13 protein-coding genes are annotated in these 18,807 nt (G+C 59.6%); 2 read left to right on the forward strand and 11 right to left on the reverse strand.

The window, feature by feature from the left end; genetic code table 11:
• Positions 1 to 9: 9 nt before the first annotated feature.
• From ACIP6G_RS01515 to ACIP6G_RS01530, 4 genes are all read right to left on the reverse strand, one after another.
• Positions 10 to 4,803: an NAD-glutamate dehydrogenase gene (locus ACIP6G_RS01515; RefSeq protein WP_400288288.1), complete on the reverse strand. Its 4,794-nt coding sequence runs from the start codon at positions 4,801 to 4,803 to the stop codon at positions 10 to 12.
• Between the two features lie 125 nt (positions 4,804 to 4,928).
• Positions 4,929 to 6,176, reverse strand: coding sequence for a chromosome partitioning protein (locus ACIP6G_RS01520; RefSeq protein WP_332594667.1), 1,248 nt, complete (start codon positions 6,174 to 6,176; stop codon positions 4,929 to 4,931).
• Entirely contained in the window at positions 6,173 to 6,838 is a 666-nt protein-coding gene (locus tag ACIP6G_RS01525; protein WP_400288290.1) for a hypothetical protein, read from the reverse strand. The genes ACIP6G_RS01520 and ACIP6G_RS01525 overlap by 4 nt, the downstream gene beginning before the upstream one ends.
• Positions 6,839 to 6,928: 90 nt before the next feature.
• On the reverse strand, positions 6,929 to 7,489 hold the full coding sequence (locus ACIP6G_RS01530) for a hypothetical protein (protein WP_400288292.1): 561 nt from the start codon (positions 7,487 to 7,489) through the stop codon (positions 6,929 to 6,931).
• Between the two features lie 122 nt (positions 7,490 to 7,611).
• Here ACIP6G_RS01530 and ACIP6G_RS01535 point away from each other — a divergent pair, with 122 nt between their 5' ends.
• A complete protein-coding gene (locus tag ACIP6G_RS01535) occupies positions 7,612 to 8,334 on the forward strand; it encodes a hypothetical protein (protein WP_146112239.1) in 723 nt (240 codons plus the stop codon).
• A gap of 40 nt (positions 8,335 to 8,374) precedes the next feature.
• A complete protein-coding gene (locus ACIP6G_RS01540) occupies positions 8,375 to 8,899 on the forward strand; it encodes an Rv3235 family protein (RefSeq protein WP_400288294.1) in 525 nt (174 codons plus the stop codon).
• On the opposite strand, the gene secA is transcribed toward ACIP6G_RS01540, so the two are convergent.
• The 7 genes from secA to mtrA all read right to left on the reverse strand — a co-directional run bounded on the left by secA (position 8,896) and on the right by mtrA (position 18,797).
• Complete coding sequence (secA, locus tag ACIP6G_RS01545) at positions 8,896 to 11,544, reverse strand: preprotein translocase subunit SecA (RefSeq protein ID WP_332594663.1); 2,649 nt, start codon at positions 11,542 to 11,544, stop codon at positions 8,896 to 8,898. The genes ACIP6G_RS01540 and secA overlap by 4 nt on opposite strands.
• Positions 11,545 to 11,677: 133 nt before the next feature.
• The gene (locus tag ACIP6G_RS01550; protein WP_400288297.1) at positions 11,678 to 12,850 is read right to left on the reverse strand and encodes a winged helix-turn-helix domain-containing protein; all 1,173 of its coding nucleotides are present in this window, start codon (positions 12,848 to 12,850) and stop codon (positions 11,678 to 11,680) included.
• Between the two features lie 20 nt (positions 12,851 to 12,870).
• Positions 12,871 to 13,569: a ribosome hibernation-promoting factor, HPF/YfiA family gene (gene hpf / locus ACIP6G_RS01555; RefSeq protein ID WP_400288298.1), complete on the reverse strand. Its 699-nt coding sequence runs from the start codon at positions 13,567 to 13,569 to the stop codon at positions 12,871 to 12,873.
• Between the two features lie 169 nt (positions 13,570 to 13,738).
• Positions 13,739 to 14,527, reverse strand: coding sequence for a ComF family protein (locus ACIP6G_RS01560; RefSeq protein WP_400288300.1), 789 nt, complete (start codon positions 14,525 to 14,527; stop codon positions 13,739 to 13,741).
• Between the two features lie 69 nt (positions 14,528 to 14,596).
• A complete protein-coding gene (locus ACIP6G_RS01565; protein ID WP_105656822.1) occupies positions 14,597 to 16,300 on the reverse strand; it encodes an LpqB family beta-propeller domain-containing protein in 1,704 nt (567 codons plus the stop codon).
• Positions 16,300 to 18,120 carry an MtrAB system histidine kinase MtrB gene (mtrB, locus tag ACIP6G_RS01570; protein ID WP_105656823.1) on the reverse strand — a complete coding sequence of 607 codons (1,821 nt, stop codon included), beginning with the start codon at positions 18,118 to 18,120 and terminating at the stop codon, positions 16,300 to 16,302. The genes ACIP6G_RS01565 and mtrB overlap by 1 nt, the downstream gene beginning before the upstream one ends.
• Entirely contained in the window at positions 18,117 to 18,797 is a 681-nt protein-coding gene (gene mtrA / locus ACIP6G_RS01575; protein ID WP_105656824.1) for an MtrAB system response regulator MtrA, read from the reverse strand. The genes mtrB and mtrA overlap by 4 nt, the downstream gene beginning before the upstream one ends.
• Between the last annotated feature and the right edge of the window lie 10 nt (positions 18,798 to 18,807).

The following is an 18,807-nucleotide window of genomic DNA, read 5'->3' on the forward strand; positions in this document are numbered from 1 at the left end:
TGGCGGTATTTACCTTCGGACGATGGAACGCAAGAGGCGAAGTGCCACGGAAAGTGAAGCCATGTCGTCTCGTTCCAGGCTGTTCACTTCCGCGAACATAGTCTTCGCACGATCAAGGTTAGCCGCGTTTGCCTCTTCCCATGCAGCAACACGCTCTGCCGGGTCAGCAATATCGCCGTGGGCATCCAGGATGTTGCCGGTCAGGTCGATGATCGTGGTGTACAGGTCATCGCGCATTGCGGCACGAGCCAGCGCCTGCCAACGATCCGAGCGAGGAAGGTTGGTGATGCGATTCAGCAGGCTGTCCACATCGAACAAGTCGTAGAGCACGTAGTAGGTTTCTGCGACCTTGACCGGAGCGGTCCCGGTGCGGTGCACATATTCTGCCACGTCCAGCAGCGCGTAGGATTCGAACTGAGTCGCCCACATGCTGGCACGACGCTCCGGGATCCCCTGGTCCATGGCCTCTTCACGCCACTCCTGGAATCTCTGGAGGTCAGTGCCCCGAACCAAGGTTGGCAGGGCCTCACGCAGTTCGGTAACCGTCGCTTCGTAGCGTTTGACCGCTTCGGTGACCAGCAGTTCCTGATCGACGCGGTTGATGAACCAGCGGGTGGCACGGTCCAGCAGGCGGCGCATGTCGTGGTGCTGGCGGCCCCAGTGTTCCAGATCGGTTCCGGCAGGCTGTGCATTGATCGCATCGAACTGGCGGTCGAATCCGTAGATCTCACGCAGCGCGCAGAAGACCTTGGCAATCTGGACTTCGCTGGCACTGGTTTCTTCCATGGCACGGAAGACGTAGGTGATGCCGCCCATGTTCACGATGTCGTTGGCGATCACGGTCGCGATGATTTCTCGGCGCAACGGATGGCTTTCGAGCTGATCCCCGAAACGCTCTACCAACTTGGTTGGGAAGTAGCGGCGCAGGGTCCGGGTGAAGTACGGATCATCGGCGAGATCGGATTCGGTCAGCGCGTTCGCCAGCTGGATCTTCGCGTATGCGGCCAGCACCGAGAGCTCTGGGGTGGTCATCGCCTCGCCAGCGGCGCGGCGCTCTTCCAGCTGATCCGCGTTTGGCAAGAACTCCAAGCCACGGTTCAAGTCAGCATGGGCTTCCAGCCACTGCATCAGGCGCTCGTACGCTGGTGTCCAGGTCAGTGCCGCATGCTTCTCATTGAGCAGCAACACGTTCTGTTCGAAGTTGGTCGTCAGCACCAGATCACCGATGTTATCGGTCATCGAGAGCAGGAACTCCGTGCGTTCAGCCTCGGTGAGATTGCCCGCCTTGATCTGGCGGTCCACGAAGATCTTGATGTTCACTTCGCGGTCAGAAGTGTCCACGCCAGCAGAGTTGTCAATGGCATCGGTGTTCAGCAGGACGCCCTTGCGGGCTGCCTCAATACGGCCCAGCTGGGTCATGCCCAAGTTGCCGCCTTCGCCAACAACTTTCACGCGCAGATCTGCGCCGTCGACGCGGATGGCGTCGTTGGCTCGGTCGCCGACCTGGCCGTGGGTTTCAGCCGCTGACTTCACGTAGGTACCAATACCGCCGTTGTAGAGCAGGTCCACTGGCGCTGAGAGGATGGCCTTGAGCAGTTCGTTAGGGCTCAGCTTGGTGGTGCCGGCGTCCAAGCCCAGGACCTCGCGGACCTCGGCGCTAACCGGCACGGACTTGAGGCTGCGCGAGTACACGCCGCCTCCGGCCGAGAGCAGCTCCTTGTTGTAGTCTGCCCAGCTGGAGCGTGGCAGATCATACAGGCGCTGGCGCTCGTCAAAGGCGACCTGGGGATTCGGGTTCGGATCCAGGAAGATATCACGGTGGTCGAAGGCCGCCACCAGCTTCACGGTGGGGGTACGGCGCAAACCGTTGCCGAACACGTCTCCGGACATATCGCCCACGCCGACGGCGGTGAATTCGTCCTTCTGGGTGTCGATGCCCAACTCGAAGAAGTGGCGCTTCACCGATTCCCAGGCGCCGCGTGCGGTGATGCCCATGCCCTTGTGGTCGTAGCCCACCGAGCCGCCCGAAGCAAAGGCATCGCCCAGCCAGTGGCCCTTGTCGGCCGAGATCGAGTTGGCGATATCGGAGAAGCTCGCGGTGCCCTTGTCGGCAGCGACCACCAGGTAGGAATCATCGCCATCGCGACGAACCACGTTGGCAGGGGCTTCGATGTGCTCACCGTTTTCGTCGGTAACCATGTTGTCGGTCAGCTCCAGCAGGGTGCGGATGAAGACCTTGTACGCGCCCTTGCCTTCTTCCATCCATGCACCGCGGTCGAGAGCTGGATTGGGAAGCTGCTTGGCGTAGAAACCGCCCTTGGCACCAGTTGGCACGATGACGGAGTTCTTGACCATCTGGGCCTTGACCAGACCCAGCACTTCCGTACGGAAATCTTCTCGGCGATCGGACCAGCGCAGGCCACCGCGGGCCACGGCGCCGAAGCGGAAGTGGGTACCCTCAACCCGCGGCGAGTAGACCCACAGTTCGTGCTTCGGACGCGGGAATGGCGCGAAATCGATCTCTTCCGGGGCCAGCTTGAATGCCAGTGCCTGGTAAGTGGTGAAGTAGTTGGTGCGTTTGGTCGCTTCGATCACCTTCACGAAACGGCGCAGCAAGGTGTCGGCATCCAACGTTGGCACGGATTCCAACGCTTCGGCGACCTTTGCGTGCGCCTTCTGCCGAGCAGCTTCCGAAGCCACGGAGCTCAGCTGCGGGTCGAAGGTGGCCTGGAACAGCTCCACAATGGCGTGGGTGACTGACGGGTTGCCAACCAGGGTGCTGGCGATGAAGCCAGTGGAGTTCGGAACCCCGAGCTGCAGCAGGTAGTGGGCGTAGGCACGAAGCATCGAGACTTCCTCCCACGTGAGTCCCTCGTGCAGCACCAGTGCGTTAAGGCTGTCGGATTCGGCGAGGTTGCGGACCACTGCGCAGTAGGCCTCAGCCAGTTTGGCTTCCACGGCCTGGAAGTTGATCTCCTCATCGATCTTCAGGCCCATGTCGTAGATGTAGCGTTCGCCGATTCCTTCTGGATTCAGCTCGTAGGGGCGTTCATCGACGACTTCCAGACCCAGATGCTGCAGAACTGGCAGTATGCGCGAGAGCAGCAGCGGCTTGGTCACATAGATCTTCATGCGCTTGGAAACAGCAGAATCCTCATCCTGCTTCTCGTCATCGTAGAAGGAGACAACCGGGCCATCGACTTCTGGACTGCTCAACTCGGTGAGCAGGTCAATATCCTTCAGCGCATCTTCGATTTCGAACTGCACCTTGTAGGAAGCCGGGAAAGCTTCGGCCCAAGCGTTGGACAGCGTGTTGGCATCGCCCAGTTCCAGACGCGCGCGGGCGGTGTCAACGATGGCGTCAGACCAGGAGCGCACGGCCTTGGCAATACGATTCTCCAGTGCCTTGCGGTCAACCACGGGGGCCAGTCCGTGGCGTTGCAGGCGCAGCCGGTAGAACAAGCGAACGAGCGCGCCCGCACCCAGCTGCGCTTCATATTCAACGGATTCTGCGTTGAAGCTGCGCTGCAGCTCCTGCTCCACCCGCAGGCGCACTGCGGTGGAGAAACGATCACGTGGCAGGAACACCATGGCAGTGACGAAGCGGCCGTAGTCGTCCTTGCGAAGGAAGACCGAGGTGCGGCGGCGTTCCTGCAGGCGCAGGATACCGAGGGCAATCTTGGTCAACTCGTCGACGGAGATCTGGAACATCTCATCGCGTGGGTAGCTTTCCAGAATAGTGGTGATGTCCTTGCCCGAGTGGGAATCAGGCGCGAAGCCGGTGCGCTTCAGCACCGCTTCAACCTTTTCGCGTACCAGCGGGACGGTCTTCACGCTCGAGGTGTAAACACTGGAGGAGAAGAGGCCGATGAAACGGCGTTCGCCGTTGACTTCGCCATTGGCATCGAAGCTCTTGACTCCGACATAGTCCAGGTACACGCCACGGTGAACGGTGGAACGGGAGTTCGCCTTGGTCACGATCAGCGCACGCTTGTCGCGAGCGGTGATGCGGCCGCGCTTGGTCAGGTGCTGTGGACCTTGGTCCGCCAGATCGCGCATCAGTCCCAAGCCGCTGCCTGGGCGGGCGACCAGGACGTCTTCGCCGTTGATGGTTTCCAGCGAGTAGTCGCGGTAGCCCAGGAACGTGAACTTTCCGTCAGCTAACCAGTCCAGCAGCTCCGATGCCTGCTGCACCTCGGCGATTTCCTCAGCCTTCGGAGTCTGCGGAAGGCTCTGCGCAATATCCTTGGCCCGGTCCAGCATGGCCGGCCAGTCCTTCACTGCAACACGCACATCTGCCAGAACGCTATAGAGGCGCTCAACAAATTCCTTGGCCTGCTCATCGCTGAGCTCGCGAGCGAGCTCGACTGAAATCCACGATTCGACGCGGGTTTCTGCACCGGCCGAAATCAGGGTGCTCAAATCCGAGAGCGCAGCGGTGTCACCGCTGGCAACATGCTGCAGACCAGCATGGCTGATCTTTGAAATTTCGCCGGTCTCGGTCTTGCGGGAGACAACGAACGTCGGATGCACTACCAGCTGAATTGGTGAATTCAGCTGCACTAGTGCGGCAGTTACCGAATCAACAAGGAATGGCATGTCATCGGTGACGATGTGGACCACTGAAATTCCGTTGTTGCGGGTAATGGCGACATTAGCGTTTTCAGCATCACGCTGATACCCGATTTCCAGATGTGCTGCCACGCGAGCTTCGAGTTCGTCTGGCCGGTAGGCCGCCACGTCTTCGGTCGCAATTTGGCCATAGTACTCGCTCACCAATTTCGAGGTGAGTGTCTCATCCATGAATGATTCTGACATGCTGGATTCCGACGAGTTCAAAAGAACGCCTCCAAGAACAAAGTTCGATCAACCCGCGCCTTTGCGGATCTCTAGTTTTACCCACATTACTCGGTTTTCACCTCTGGGGTTCAAGCTTCGGAGCGAAATCGACGACTATTCCATTTCTTGGGTGAATCCGTGGAATTTATGCCGGCCAAAGACCGTATTTCCATACGCAATAGGCACCGAGGTGCGATTTCGAGCAATGGGCTTCCTCCCAGCACTGCCGCGTTGCACGCGGCGCTGTCCTCGGGCAGATACCCTGCGATTTGGTGCGTCGGCCCAAACCGGTCCCACGCTTCAATCAACCTGCGCTTCGGGCTGCGCCCGGTACTGCTGGCTCCCACGCGGTTGAAGACGATTTTAGGATTCAGCCCGGGCAGTGCATCCTCCAATTCGTCGATGGCGCGAAGTGCACGCGGAATTCCCAAGCTGTCGGCACGCACGATCATGAAAAGCTCATCGGAGCACTGGAGCATCTCGACGGTGACAGCGTTTCGCTGTGGTGCTTGGGTATCGAAACTGAGCTGTTCGTCCAATTCAATGTACGGAGCCAAATCCAATACGACCAGGTCGTAGTGAACTTTGAGCAGCATGGCCGCTCGCCGCAGCGCCGAGGCCCGGACCTCGGGCCACCGGCTAGCACGCGGGATTCCGGTCGCCACGCGCATGGTCGCCTCCCCGACCTGGACCAAGGAACATGCAGCGTTGAGTCGGGCAACATCCAACGAGCCGGCGTCGATGGCACGGCACAACTGCGCGATGGATGCCGATTCGTCCATGAGCCCCAATTGAATGGCGATGCTGGCGGCGTAGGTATCTGCGTCCAGAAGCACCACGGTTTTTCCTGCTGCCGCCGTTTCCACCGCATAATTCAGCGCGACGGTACTGCGCCCGGGAGATCCAGGGGCGCTCCAGAAGCTGACGATTCTTCCGTTCCGGCCCGTAGAGTCGTCCTCCGGTTCGGGAACCGCGAGCGTTCCGTCGGTTCCAGAATGATTCAATGACTGAACTACGCCCCTGATGCGTCCTTCCAGCTCGGCCATGCCGGAATCCGCAGGCAGATGAAGGACATCAGGCAATGGCTTCCAGTCTTCGGGCCGGTCAAAGAACAGGACAACCGCTGTCTGGCGCATCAGCAACGCATCAAGTTGTTCCATGGGCGGCACCAGCTGGGCGTCGGCAACGATCAGCACATCAGCCATTCCGGTATCGCAAGCGGCAATGGCTTCGGCTATGCCGGAGCAGACGCGGGTGACCATCAGTTCCCCGCGGTACCCTTCGATTTGCCGGACGATTTTCTCCTGGTCGCCGAGCACTACGACCGAAATACTCATTGTTCGGTCCCGGCCGGGTTGTAGACGACGATAATTCTCGATTCGTTGGCCAGCGCTTGAAGCAGCGGTTCAAGCTGATTCGGTTCCACCAGCAGTTCCAGGTTGGTGCCTTGGGTTCCCACCAGTCCCCCGCCGCTTTCAACGCGTGCGGCGACTTCGACCATGGAGGAGAGCTTTTCCGGGACTCCGTAGGTGCTGCCGCTGGTTTCGCGTTTGGCAATCCATACGTCAACGAAGCTACCGGGGGTAATCGACGAAGAAAGGTCTGCCGGAAGATCGACATTGACCGGCCTGCGCGATCCCACTTCACTGTGCATTATCGAGGTGACTGGAATCAGCTGCCCTTCGCTGATAAAGGTGTTCGCTCGGGCGTCCTGGCCGAGCTGCGCATCTGTGTGCACGTAGTTCTCGAGAGTTTCGCCAAGCTGGACTTCTTGAGTTTTCATGTTCTCGCTGGTCAGCTTTTCTCCGAGGGTGATATTGGTGCTGGCGACATACACCGTGGACGTCTGATGCAATTCGCCGACCAGGTACACGGTTCCCGCGACCGAAGCCACTACGAGCACCGCGCCGAGAGCCAGGCGTGGGTCCTTCCAACTAGGCCGTCGCACACGCGAGGCCGAGGTTGTCCGCGCGTCCTGGGCGATCTGTTCTGTGATCAAGGCTTTGACCTTCCGCCAGCATAGGTGCTTATGGATGGTGAGCCTACGACAACTTGGTCCTGCTGGAAAGACCTTGCGTGCACTTGTGGATCACGAAAGAGTGATCGCTTCGACCCATCCGATAGCATCCAGTGGAATCAGCAGTTGCGTTGAGGCCTGCTGGGCTCTGGCGAATTCATCGCGAGGATGCACCAGAATAATCAAAAAATCCTTGGCTACCTGAGTCAGAGTTCCTTCAGCCATGGAGCTGCCCGCACGGCCAAAAACATGGCATCGTGCGCGGTCCCGGAGCAATCCCCGCAGAACCGAGGAAAACTTCACCGAGCGGCCCGGCGCCCGCCGTTCCACCGCAGGTGCGCGCCTCGGCGGAAGGGCAAAGGATTCAATCGCTCCACTGCGGATCACCCATTGGGCCTGCTCTGTTTCCAGGCAGATGTAATCGGTCGCGCAAGGGCCGAGCTTCGCGCGGAGTTCGGTTCCCCCGGCCAGCCGGAGGCTCAATTCGTGTCCGTAGAACCGCATCAGAGTAGGCAGCAGTTCGGCAGTTGCCCGTTCAACCCTGATGTTTTCGGCAATTTCTTCACGCAGCTGCGCCCGGCTCTGTTCTGCTAGCTGAGCCTCCAAGTCGTCGAAGAGTGAATCCCACCGCATGCGCCCACTGTACGAGAATAAACATTGTTACGTAACCCTATTCACAAAACGATCTCTAAGTGTCACTATTAACATCAAACAACATCAAATGACATCAAAATTCATTCAAGGAAGTGATTCGGGTGTCTCGCCAACGGCAAATATTCGTGCTGCTGCTCTTTTCGGCAGCGTCATTGGTCATTATCTATGTGGGCATCCAGTGGATATCTGATTACTTCCGGTCCCCAGTCGATGGGCTCGCCACAGCGGACCACATAAGGCTTCTCGTCAGCCTTTCGTTCCTGGCGTTACTTACGCTGTACTTGCTGCGCGTGGCCTTGGCCCAGATGATCCGCTGGGCCTTCACCCACCGCAAGCCGAAGCTAGCGCGGTTCTTCGAACGAATAGCCCCCGCACTGAGCAGGAGAATTCTAGGCTCAATGCTTGGAACCTCGATTGCCCTCTCTTCAGTCGCTGCAGCCTACGCGGGTGAACCACTGGCAGTTTCCCTGGCACAGGTCCCGGCGGAAAACGCCAGCCAAGAACTAGCCAGCTATGCAGGCCCGCAGCAAAACTCCGTACCGAGCCCGCAATGGTTCCCCGAATCCATGAGCGTTCCCCTGAGCCCACTGGTATCCCCCGGGGCCAGGAATCCAGGCCAACGTTCGGTGCAACGCACAGAAGTTGTCGTCGCTGAAGGGCAGAATCTGTGGACCATAGCGGCAGAACATCTAGGTGCCCAGGCCACCGTGGAAGAAATTTCTGCCTATTGGCCAAAGATCTATCAACGCAACAAGAAGTCCATCGGCACCGACCCGGACCTGCTGCGAGTTGGAACGGTACTTGAACTACCGCCAGCCGGCTAAGCGCATTCAAGAACTTCCCCACGCCCAACTAGGAGTCATCATGAGCACCATCGCCATCAGCCCCCTTAGCGCCAACACCGGCTACTATCAACCGGACATCTACGCAGCCAACCTCCCAGACCCGAACCCGGCTGGCGCCACCTCGGCTGCCGATCCATGCCAGGCTCCGGCTCACCTGCGTCGGGCAATGGACAATATCTTCCATCGCTCTGCTGTCTACCGCAGCGAGCACCGGGCCATCGTTGAGATTTCGCATGCAGTAGCCCGCGCGGTCTTCGAAATCGTGGCTGGGTACCGCACCGTGAATCAGCTGGCATTCGTGATGGAGCCCTCTTGCATTGCCAAGCTCCGGCGCCGGGCCCTCCTGGAGACCCAGTGCTACACGCTCGAGCCGCTGCCGGGCACGGCACACGGGCAGATCATCTCATTGCACCTGGACCGGTGCATATCAGGTTCTTGGGAATGCACAGTCATCTTGGGCTTTAAATACCGCGTCCGTGCCGTGGCTCTGAAAATTGAGCCCTGGCACGGACGGTGGCAGGTGACCGATGTGGAGCTAATCTAGCTGCGCTTGGCCTTCTTGTTCTTCTTCTTGCTCGACGTTGCCTGGGCGCGAGTGGTGCTGGCTTCGCCATCTTCATCCGGGCCGGTGAACTGCAGGTTCTTCGGCTTCGCCGATTCGTCAACCGCTGGCGCGGCAGCTGCTTCAGCTCCGGTGGGGATCTCCAAGTTGAAGAGGGTTCCGATGCTTTCCTCGCGGATGCCTTCCATCATGGTCTGGAACATGGTGTAGCCTTCACGCTGATATTCCACTAGCGGGTCGCGCTGGGCCATGGCACGCAGTCCGATTCCTTCCTTGAGGTAATCCATCTCGTACAGGTGCTCCTGCCACTTGCGACCGATGGTCGAGAGCACTACACGGCGCTCCAGATCGCGCATGGTGGAAGAACCAACAAGCTTTTCCCGCTCTTCGTACTGGTACTGGGCATCCGAGAGGATTTCGCGTTCCAGGAACTGCGCGGAGAGGTGCCCCACTCCGCCGGCCTCTTCGAGAACTTCATCGATGGTGATGCCGATCGGGTACAGCTGCTTGAGGTTGGTCCACAACGACTTGAGCTCCCAATCGTCCGGGTCGCCGACCTGGGTCGCTTCCAGGACCATTGCCTTGACGACATCTTCCAGGAAGTGGCCGACCTTCTCTTCGAGGTCGTCGCCTTCCAGGATGGAACGGCGGTCAGCGTAGATCGCTTCACGCTGGCGGTTCATCACGTCATCGTATTTCAGCACATTCTTGCGCTGCTCGGCGTTGACGCCTTCCACCTGTGCCTGGGCGGACTCAATGGCGCGCGAAACCATCTTGGATTCCAGCGCCACGTCATCTGGCATCGACGGGTTGTTCATGATGCGCTCGGCCATCCCGGAGTTGAACCGGCGCATCAGGTCATCGGTCATCGACAGGTAGAAACGCGATTCGCCCGGGTCGCCCTGGCGGCCGGAGCGACCACGCAGCTGGTTATCGATGCGGCGTGATTCGTGCCGTTCGGTGCCCAGCACGTACAGGCCGCCGAGCGCCGCAACTTCCTTCGATTCGTTGGCGACGGTTTCCTTCGCCTTGTCAAAGACTTCGTCCCAGACCGTGTTGTACTCTTCCGGGTTGTTCTCCGCATCCAGGCCACGGCGCTCCATCTCGGCCACGGCCAGGAACTCAGCGTTGCCGCCGAGCATGATGTCGGTACCGCGGCCGGCCATGTTGGTAGAAACGGTCACCGCGTTCTTGCGGCCGGCCATCGCGACCACGGCAGCTTCGCGAGCGTGCTGCTTGGCGTTGAGCACCTCGTGGCGGATGCCCTTCTTGGAGAGCAGCCGGGAGAGGTATTCGCTCTTTTCCACGCTGGTGGTGCCCACCAGGATCGGCTGTCCCGTCGCATGGCGCTCGGCAATGTCCTCAACCACAGCATTGAACTTGGCGACTTCATTCTTGTAGATGTAGTCCGACTGGTCCATGCGGATTGCTGGCTTATTGGTGGGAATCTCCACCACGCCCAGCTTGTAGGTACCCATAAATTCCGCGGCCTCGGTCTGCGCCGTACCGGTCATGCCCGAGATCTTGGCGTACATGCGGAAGTAGTTCTGCAAGGTCACGGTGGCCAGAGTCTGGTTCTCGGCCTTGATCTCAACGTTTTCCTTGGCCTCGATGGCCTGGTGCATGCCCTCGGAGTAGCGGCGGCCAGCCAGTGCACGGCCGGTATGCTCGTCAACGATCATGACTTCGCCGTTGACAACGACGTAGTCCTTGTCCTTCTTGAACAGTTCCTTGGCCTTGATGGCGCTGTTCAGGAAGCCGATCAGCGGGGTGTTGTTCGCTTCGTAGAGGTTATCGATGCCCAGGTAGTCCTCGACCTTTTCGATGCCCGACTCCAGCACGCCGATGGTGCGCTTCTTTTCGTCGACCTCGTAATCGTCTTCACGCTTCAGTCGCGAGACGATCTTGGAGAATTCGGTGTACCAGCGGTTCACATCTCCCGAAGCCTGTCCGGAAATGATCAGCGGGGTACGCGCCTCATCGATCAGGATCGAGTCGACCTCATCGACGATGACGAAGTTGTGTCCGCGCTGGACCAGCTCGTCCTTGCTCCACGCCATGTTGTCGCGCAGGTAGTCGAATCCGAACTCGTTGTTCGTGCCGTAGGTGATATCGGCTTCATACTGCTTGCGCCGCTCGGCAGGCTTCTGGCTGGAGAGAATGCAGCCGCAGGTCAGACCGAGGAAGCGGAAGACGCGACCCATCAGATCCGACTGGTACTGGGCGAGGAAGTCGTTGGTTGTCACCACGTGCACGCCGTCACCGGTCAACGCGTTCAGGTAAGCCGGTGCGGTAGCGACCAGGGTCTTGCCTTCACCGGTACGCATTTCAGCGATGTTTCCCAGATGCAGGGCAGCACCGCCCATGAGCTGGACATCGAAGTGGCGCATGCCAAGGACCCGGTCCGAGGCTTCGCGGACCACCGCAAAAGCTTCTGGGAGCAAGTCATCCAACGTCTCACCGTTAGCCAAACGTTCGCGGAACTTGTCGGTTTCACCCTTGAGCTCTTCGTCCGAAAGTTCGCGAATTTCGACTTCCAACGTATTGATCGTGTCGGCGTACTTACGAAGAGTCTTCAGAATCTTCTTGTCGCCGGTACGCAAAATACGTTCTAGCAATGATGCCACGTGGTAGCTCCCAATATCTCAAGCACAGTAATTTCTGGCGTCTTCAGTCTACGTGAGGAAAACAGCACATCTGGCTATTTCAATCCCATTTGCGCTGTTCTTATAGCGAACAGCGATTTGATCAACAGGCCCTTCACAGCCCGATTTCCACTCGTTCAAGTTCCAGCCAGCGCGCCATGCGATCCAGCTCGGCTCGCAATCCAGCCTCGACACTGGCGTCGACACCCGGCTCGTAATGCACCTGCTTTGCGTGCAGCACCGACCTGGCCCGGTCAGCTTTCAGATCCACTCGGCCCACGAACTCTTCGCCGAAAAGCATCGGGAAAACGTAGTAGCCGTAGCGGCGCTGATTTTCCGGCACGTAGATTTCGATGCGGTATTCGAACCCGAAGAACTTCTCCAGCCGGCGGCGATTGAAAACCATCGAATCAAAAGGTGACAGCAAACGCAGGTCAGGATCGATCCTGCGCGGAATCTTGGTGCCGGCCTGCAAATAGCAAGGCTCGGCAATGCCGGCAACCTGTACTTCTTCGATGAGACCAGCACGTACCTGCTGGGCGAGCTCTTCTTTCGCCGCGCGCACCGGAAGACGGAAATACTCTGCGACGCAGTGAGCGGTGGCGATGCCAAGGGCATCCATGGCCCGGACAACCAGCCGGGCGAGGGCCTCGTGCCGCTGCGCCGCATCGAGTTCCTGTTGCCTGCCCACCACATCCGCGGCTAGTGCGTAACGGCGTTCAAACTGGGAGTTGCGTCCCAGCGTCAAGATCTTGGCTTGGGCGAAAAGGGACTCGGTGACGAACTTGGTGTCATTCCAATTCCACCCCCAATGCTTTTTCTCCCCGACCGGGGCGACGTCCAAAGCCTGGCTGATTTGCCGGGCGCTGGAGCCTGGATTATTGGACAGGTATTCAAGGACGCGATCCGAGAGGTCATGCTGTTCGGCGGAGAACCCATCTGATTTATCGATCCAGGTTCGGCGCTGCCATACCCGCAGGTCTTGAATGAGTTCCGAGCTGACCACCGAGGCCTCATGGGCCCAATATTCGGTGATAGGGCTGAGCGGTTTGGCCAGAAGCTGGTCCAGCACCTTGGTGTCATAGGCGCCGAGCCGGGCGAACATCGGCATGTAATGGGCCCTGCGAACGACGTTCACCGAGTCAATCTGCAATTGCGCGATACTGCCGATAGCGCTGATGATTCTCCGCGCGGTGACGGGTTGTTCTTTCCTGCCCTTGGACAGGCCTTGGGCGGCCAACGCGATTCTTCGTGCCTGCTTGAGGCTGAGAATGCGTTGGCCGCCCACGCTAGTTGTGGTTCCGATGACTATCCTTCTGTTGCCAAGGCTTTGTCACGGTAGCCGCGAGTTTCCCTGGTGGCTTCTTCATTGGAGTTCAGTGATGGATCCAAGGAGATGACACCGTACTGGTACTGGGTGCGGCCATAGACCACGGCGTGCTCGCCGGTGGCTTCATCGATGAAAAGGTAGAACGGATGGCCGACCAGTTCCATGCGGTCCACTGCGTCATCAACGCTCATCACTTCTGCAGGGAAGGACTTGCGGCGGATGACCACTGGCGAGTACTCGGCGTTGGCCTCGACTTCGGCAGCTTCCACGGCTTTCTGGGCTTCGATGGTTTCTTCAACCAACGACTTGCCGCTCGATGCGGTAGGCAGGCCGCCAGTTGCCTGGTGGACAGCCAGCGGGGTGTGGTTGCCGCGATGCACCTTGCGCTTGTCGCGGGCCTTGCGCAGGCGTTCAAGCAGTTTTGCGAACGCGATGTCGAAAGCCGCGAACTTGTCAGCGCCGCGAGCCTCGGCTCGAATTGCCGGGCCACGGCCAACAACGGTCAATTCAACGGACAGTGCAGTGCTCTGATCACGAGCATGTGCTTCTTTGAGGACCTTGACGTCGATGCGCTGTATTTTGGTGGCCAGCTGGTCAACCTTGGTGATTTTCTCGTCAACATACTCACGGAAACGATCCGAAATGGTGATGTTGCGTCCGCTGTAGTTCAGCTCCATGGTGTCCTCCAATAGGGAGTCGGGTGACACAACAGTCCGAAAGTTCCATCCTTTCGGACTGAAGATGGGCTTTTAGCTGCATCTGTGATGCATCCCATACTTCACCTTATGCCACCGTGGCCAAGATTCAAGTATCCGGGCTCACAATTTCCGATCGCGGTAAGCGTAATTACTGTTCAGGTGCATTATTTGGCGGTCTCGTCAAAGCCAGTACCACCGCGCTGGTGACGTCATATCCTGCCTCATGGCAGGCCATGGCCGCCTGCCGCAACGTCGAACCGGTGGTTAGGACGTCGTCGACCAGGATGACCGGCTGGCCATTGGCGCTGGCACGCTCGGCAACGAAATGGGTTCGGCCGCCGCGCCGGTCTGAACCGCTCTTGGTTTTCTGCGCCCCGCCCAAGGCAGAACCGAGGCGGTAGTGCAGCAGCGTGCGGCACTCTAGATCTGCCGACAGCAGCCGGCGAGCGAAGCCGTGGTCGAGCATCGTCTTCACCGGAGAGTAGCCACGCTGCGCTGTTGCCTTGAGCGAACTGGGCACCGGTACCACCAGGGTAGGAAGATTCGCGCGCTGCGGGATGCATCCGGCGTTCAGCGCGGCCGCCAGATACGGGGCGAAGAGCGAGACGAGGAAGTAGCGCTGCTTGTTCTTGAATGCCAGCAAAGCCCGAGCCAGCTCCTTGCCGTAAGCGCCGCAGGAACTAACGGCAAGCTGCTGGCCGAGCGCGGGAAGCTCGACATAGAGATGATGCGTGTCCGGCAGGGGCGGCAGGCTCAGTTGGCGTTGGATTTCACTGCGGCATTCGGGGCAAAGCCGAAAATCTGCCCGGGCGCAGACCGCGCAACAGGCCGGAAGCAGGAAGTTCGCCATTTCCCTGGTGCCGAATCCCAGCCAGCGCATGGGCCTGCTGCGGGACAGCTCATCGACGTACCGCAGCCACTCTTCGGGAATTTCCATACGGCCAGACTGGCCGATGAACCGCGTCGATCGGTCTGGTCGCCAACGAGCTGTGGAGCAAGGTCCTGCTTAGCCGGGATAGGCGACGTCCTGGGCAAAATCCTCAAGCTCGTGCCAGGAATTGCCCACGCGGGTATACAGCTTCTCGTTGGTCTCGGCATACACTTCGCGGCGGCTGCCGACACCGGTAGCGATGCCGACCATGCCCAACAGCAGCTGCAGGTGCTCGCTGCCGCCTTCGAAGGTGATCTGGGCCGCTTCAACAGCTTGGTCATCACCGAGCTCGGCAACAATAATGGATCTGTCCGAATCCCATAGCGCGGTATTCACCGGAACTTCTGGATAGATCTTCATTGGCGAATCCGTGAGTCCGCGGGGCACACCTTCAGCATCGCGGATCACGCCGGCGACGTAAACCGACGTGGTCTTGCCGATGGTTGCCACGATCAGCGCCCGCGCGCCGTCACGGGAAATCCGCAAGGAATCGATCTGGGCATCTTCCAGCCAGGCCACATCGATTGGACGGGCTTCACCCTTCATTTCGGTGTCGGCAGGGACCGCCCTGATCGGGGTAGCTGCCCCGTTATCCGCGGTCCAGGTCCAGCCGGCCAGATCCATGGACGGCTGGATGAGCTCCTCGCCCTCCAGCGAAAGGCGCAGGCTGCCCTTGTCGTCAATCCCCCACAGCTGGGTGCGGCGGCCGTTGAGGAAGGCATAGCGATTGCCGACCGGAGACATGGCCGGGTCCCGTGGGTTGTATCCGGAAATATCCGGGACGCCGCCCACCGGAATGATCGAGAGTCCTTTGACGTAGACCAAGTACTGGTCCGAAATGCCGATCAGCGTATCCTGCGTGCTGGGGTTGGACGTAGCCGGCTCGAAGTTAGTGTCTTCGGTCGAAAGGTTGACTTCGTTTTCCTCCCGCAGCAGCTTTACCGAATCCACCGGAGCTAGGCTGGTCAGCGTGGCTTCCATCTGCTGCTTCATCAGCAAGATGCTCCGGTCGGTAGCATCTGCGAAGGTATTGGAGTTCAAATCGATGGTCGCTTCGCCATCGCGCACCGGCACCGCTGAACGCACCAGTCCGCTGGCCGTCGAGAAAGCGGAGACGACAGCATTTTGCAGGTACGGGGCTGGTCCTGCCAACAAGGCTTCCACCATCGACGTGGTGGTGCCCGAACCCGAGGTGAACCACCGTATGTCGGGAACCAAATAGGCGAAGCTCGCATCGTAGAAGTACAGGGTCTGCGCGGCAAAGATCTTGGTGAACGTCGAGGCTTCGAGCATCGTGCCGTCCGGGGCTTTGGTAATGCGCCATTCGTCGTCTACCTTGGCGACTTCGATATCCACTGCACGGGTCGAGTGATCCGGGTAGTCGGTGCGCACGCCATGCGCGTCGACTTCACCGGTGATTTCGAGCTGGATGGTGTACTTGTTCGCATCGGCCCCGTTGACCACATTGAAGGCATCGTAGATCAGCGTCTGCGTATCACCGCGCCAGGTGTTGCTCAGCTGCGCGTCCATGAATTCGCGGGAGACAGCATAATCTTCGGATACCGAACGCCCAGCCTCGACGAACCCCTCGACGATGGCCCTGGCATCAGCACCTGCTGCCGGTCCATCGGCCGCATAGCTGTAGCTTTCAGCCCCGCTGGTGTCGGTTCCGGCTTCAATCTGCTGGACGGTGGAAGTTCTAGGAATCGAGGCGCAGCCAGAGATCGCAAGCGCAGCAGCAAGGATGATCGCGAGGCTGGAAAAGAATTTCTTCCGCATCAGCTCTCCCCTTCCTTCTTCTGCTCGTTGCTGCCCAGGTTCGGATTGGTGACATCGTCATCTGGCGAATCCGCATCCAAATCCGGATCAAGAACCAGTGGCGTGTATCCGATCTTTGGCACTTCACCGGTCAGCGGGAAGCTGTCTCCCAAAATCACCGTAGCCAGGCTTTCAGGAACTGGCGGTTCCAGTGGAAGCGGCGACGAAGCGATCTCCAGGTCCTCGCTGCGTGGCAAGGTCAGGCGGAAGACCGAGCCGACCCCCGGCTTGCCCCACGCTTCCAATCGGCCATCGTGCAACCTGGTGTCCTCCATCGAGATCGACAAGCCCAGGCCGGAACCTCCGGTGGTCCGTGCACGGGCCGGATCAGCGCGCCAGAATCGGTCGAAGACGTGGTTGCACGCCTCTTCGGACATGCCGATGCCGTAGTCGCGCACGGTGATCGCCACCGCGCTCTGGTTGGCGCCGATGGTGATATCGATTGGCTTGCTTTCACCGTGCTCCACCGCGTTGAGCACCAGATTGCGGATCACACGCTCGACGCGGCGCGGATCCACTTCTGCGACGCAACCGTCGCTGGGCGCGTTCAGGCGGATGAGCGACCCGTATTCATCAGCCACCGGGGTGGCGGTATCGATAACCTTGCGGGCTATGACGTTCAAGTCCGTTGACTCACGGTCAAGCACCGCGACGCCGGCATCGAAGCGGGACACTTCCAGCAGGTCATTGAGCAGGTGCTGGAAACGCTCGATCTGGTTGTACATCAGTTCGGCGGACCGCGCGGTAAGCGGATCGAAGTCCTCGCGGGCATCGTGGATCACTTCGGCAGCCATGCGCACGGTGGTCAGCGGGGTGCGCAATTCGTGCGAGACGTCGGAAACGAAGCGTTGCTGCATGGCCGAGAGATTATTCAATGCGGTGATCTGCTCTTGCAACGAGTGGGCCATGTGGTTGAAGGCCGTACCCAATCGGGCCACCTCGTCCTTGCCGGCGACCTTCATTCGGCGGTCGAGGTCACCAGAAGCAATCCTCTCCGAAACATACGCGGCATCGGCCACCGGGCGGACCACGGTACGGGCGACCGACCACGCAACGAAGCCAACCACTGCCAGCAGAATCAGCCCGGTGAAAGCCATCGCACGATTGATGAATTCGAGGGTATCCTGCACGCTGGACAGGTCGTAGACCAGATACAGTCCGTACTCGCGTCCAGGCGGAATCAGTACCTTGGTGCCGACAATGAGACCGGGCTTGGTTGCGGTATCGGCACCCAGCTCGATGGAACGCCAATAGATGCCTTGCTCCCCTGCAACCCGCTCCGCGAGATCGCCAGGGATCACGCGGGTGGTCAGGGAACCGGAAGCCATTGGCCCAACATAAAGGCTTTGGTCACCGGCAATGGGCATCAGCACGAAATCGCGGACTACGGTTGCGCCATCGCCTTCCAGGGAAGCCAAGGTCGAATTCACCAGGGCCTGGGTGGAGGCGCGATCGGTGGTGGAAGCCGATTCGAGAATGGAGCGGGCCTGGACCAGGCCGCGTTCCGATTCCTTGGATATCTGGTTCACGCGCTCTTCGAAAAGCGTGGAGGCGATCTGGTTGGAAAGGAAGGCGCCGGCGGCAACCAAAGCCAGCGCGGTGAAAAGCAGCGTCGAAATGACGGTGCGGAACAGCAGGTGGCGTTGCCAACGCAGCTTGGCGGTGTGCCAGGGACGCTTGATCCACTGCTCGATTTTGCTCCACCGGGCGGGTTTGGACTGCGACTGGGCATGCACATCGACCGGAACCAACTCTGCACCGGTCGACGTGTGCGAACTCAACTTGCCGAACCAGCCTTGTATCCGACACCGCGAACGGTCTCGATAATCTGCGGCTTCTCCGGGTCAATTTCAATCTTCGAGCGCAGGCGCTGCACGTGCACGTTGACCAAGCGGGTATCTGCAGCGTGCCGGTAGCCCCAGACGGCTTCCAGCAGCTGCTCGCGGCTGAAGACCTGCCATGGCTTGCGGGCCATGGTGACCAGGAGGTCGAATTCCAGCGGGGTCAGCGACACGACATCGGTTCCGCGGGTCACTCGGTGCCCGGCCACGTCGATGGTCACTTCGCCAACTTGCAATGTCTCCGCGGCGTGGGTTTCGCTTGGACGCAAACGGGCTCGCACGCGGGCCACCAGCTCGGCTGGCTTGAAAGGCTTGGGCACGTAGTCATCGGCACCGGATTCCAGCCCGCGGACAACGTCGGCAGTGTCCGACTTGGCGGTGAGCATCACGACGGGAACGTCGGATTCCGCGCGGATCTGCTTGCATACCTCGATGCCGTCAATGCCAGGCAGCATCAGGTCAAGGAGCACCAGGTCGGGGTTCGCCTCACGGAATGCTTCCAGAGCACCGGAACCGTCGTAGCAGAATGAGGCATCGAAGCCGTCATTTTGCAGGACAATGCCAATCATTTCCGACAACGCTTCGTCATCGTCAACGACTAAAATCCGTGCCTTCATCCCATGTCCC

The sequence above is a fragment of the Glutamicibacter sp. NPDC088483 genome, from assembly GCF_044753145.1.
GTDB lineage: Bacteria > Actinomycetota > Actinomycetes > Actinomycetales > Micrococcaceae > Glutamicibacter.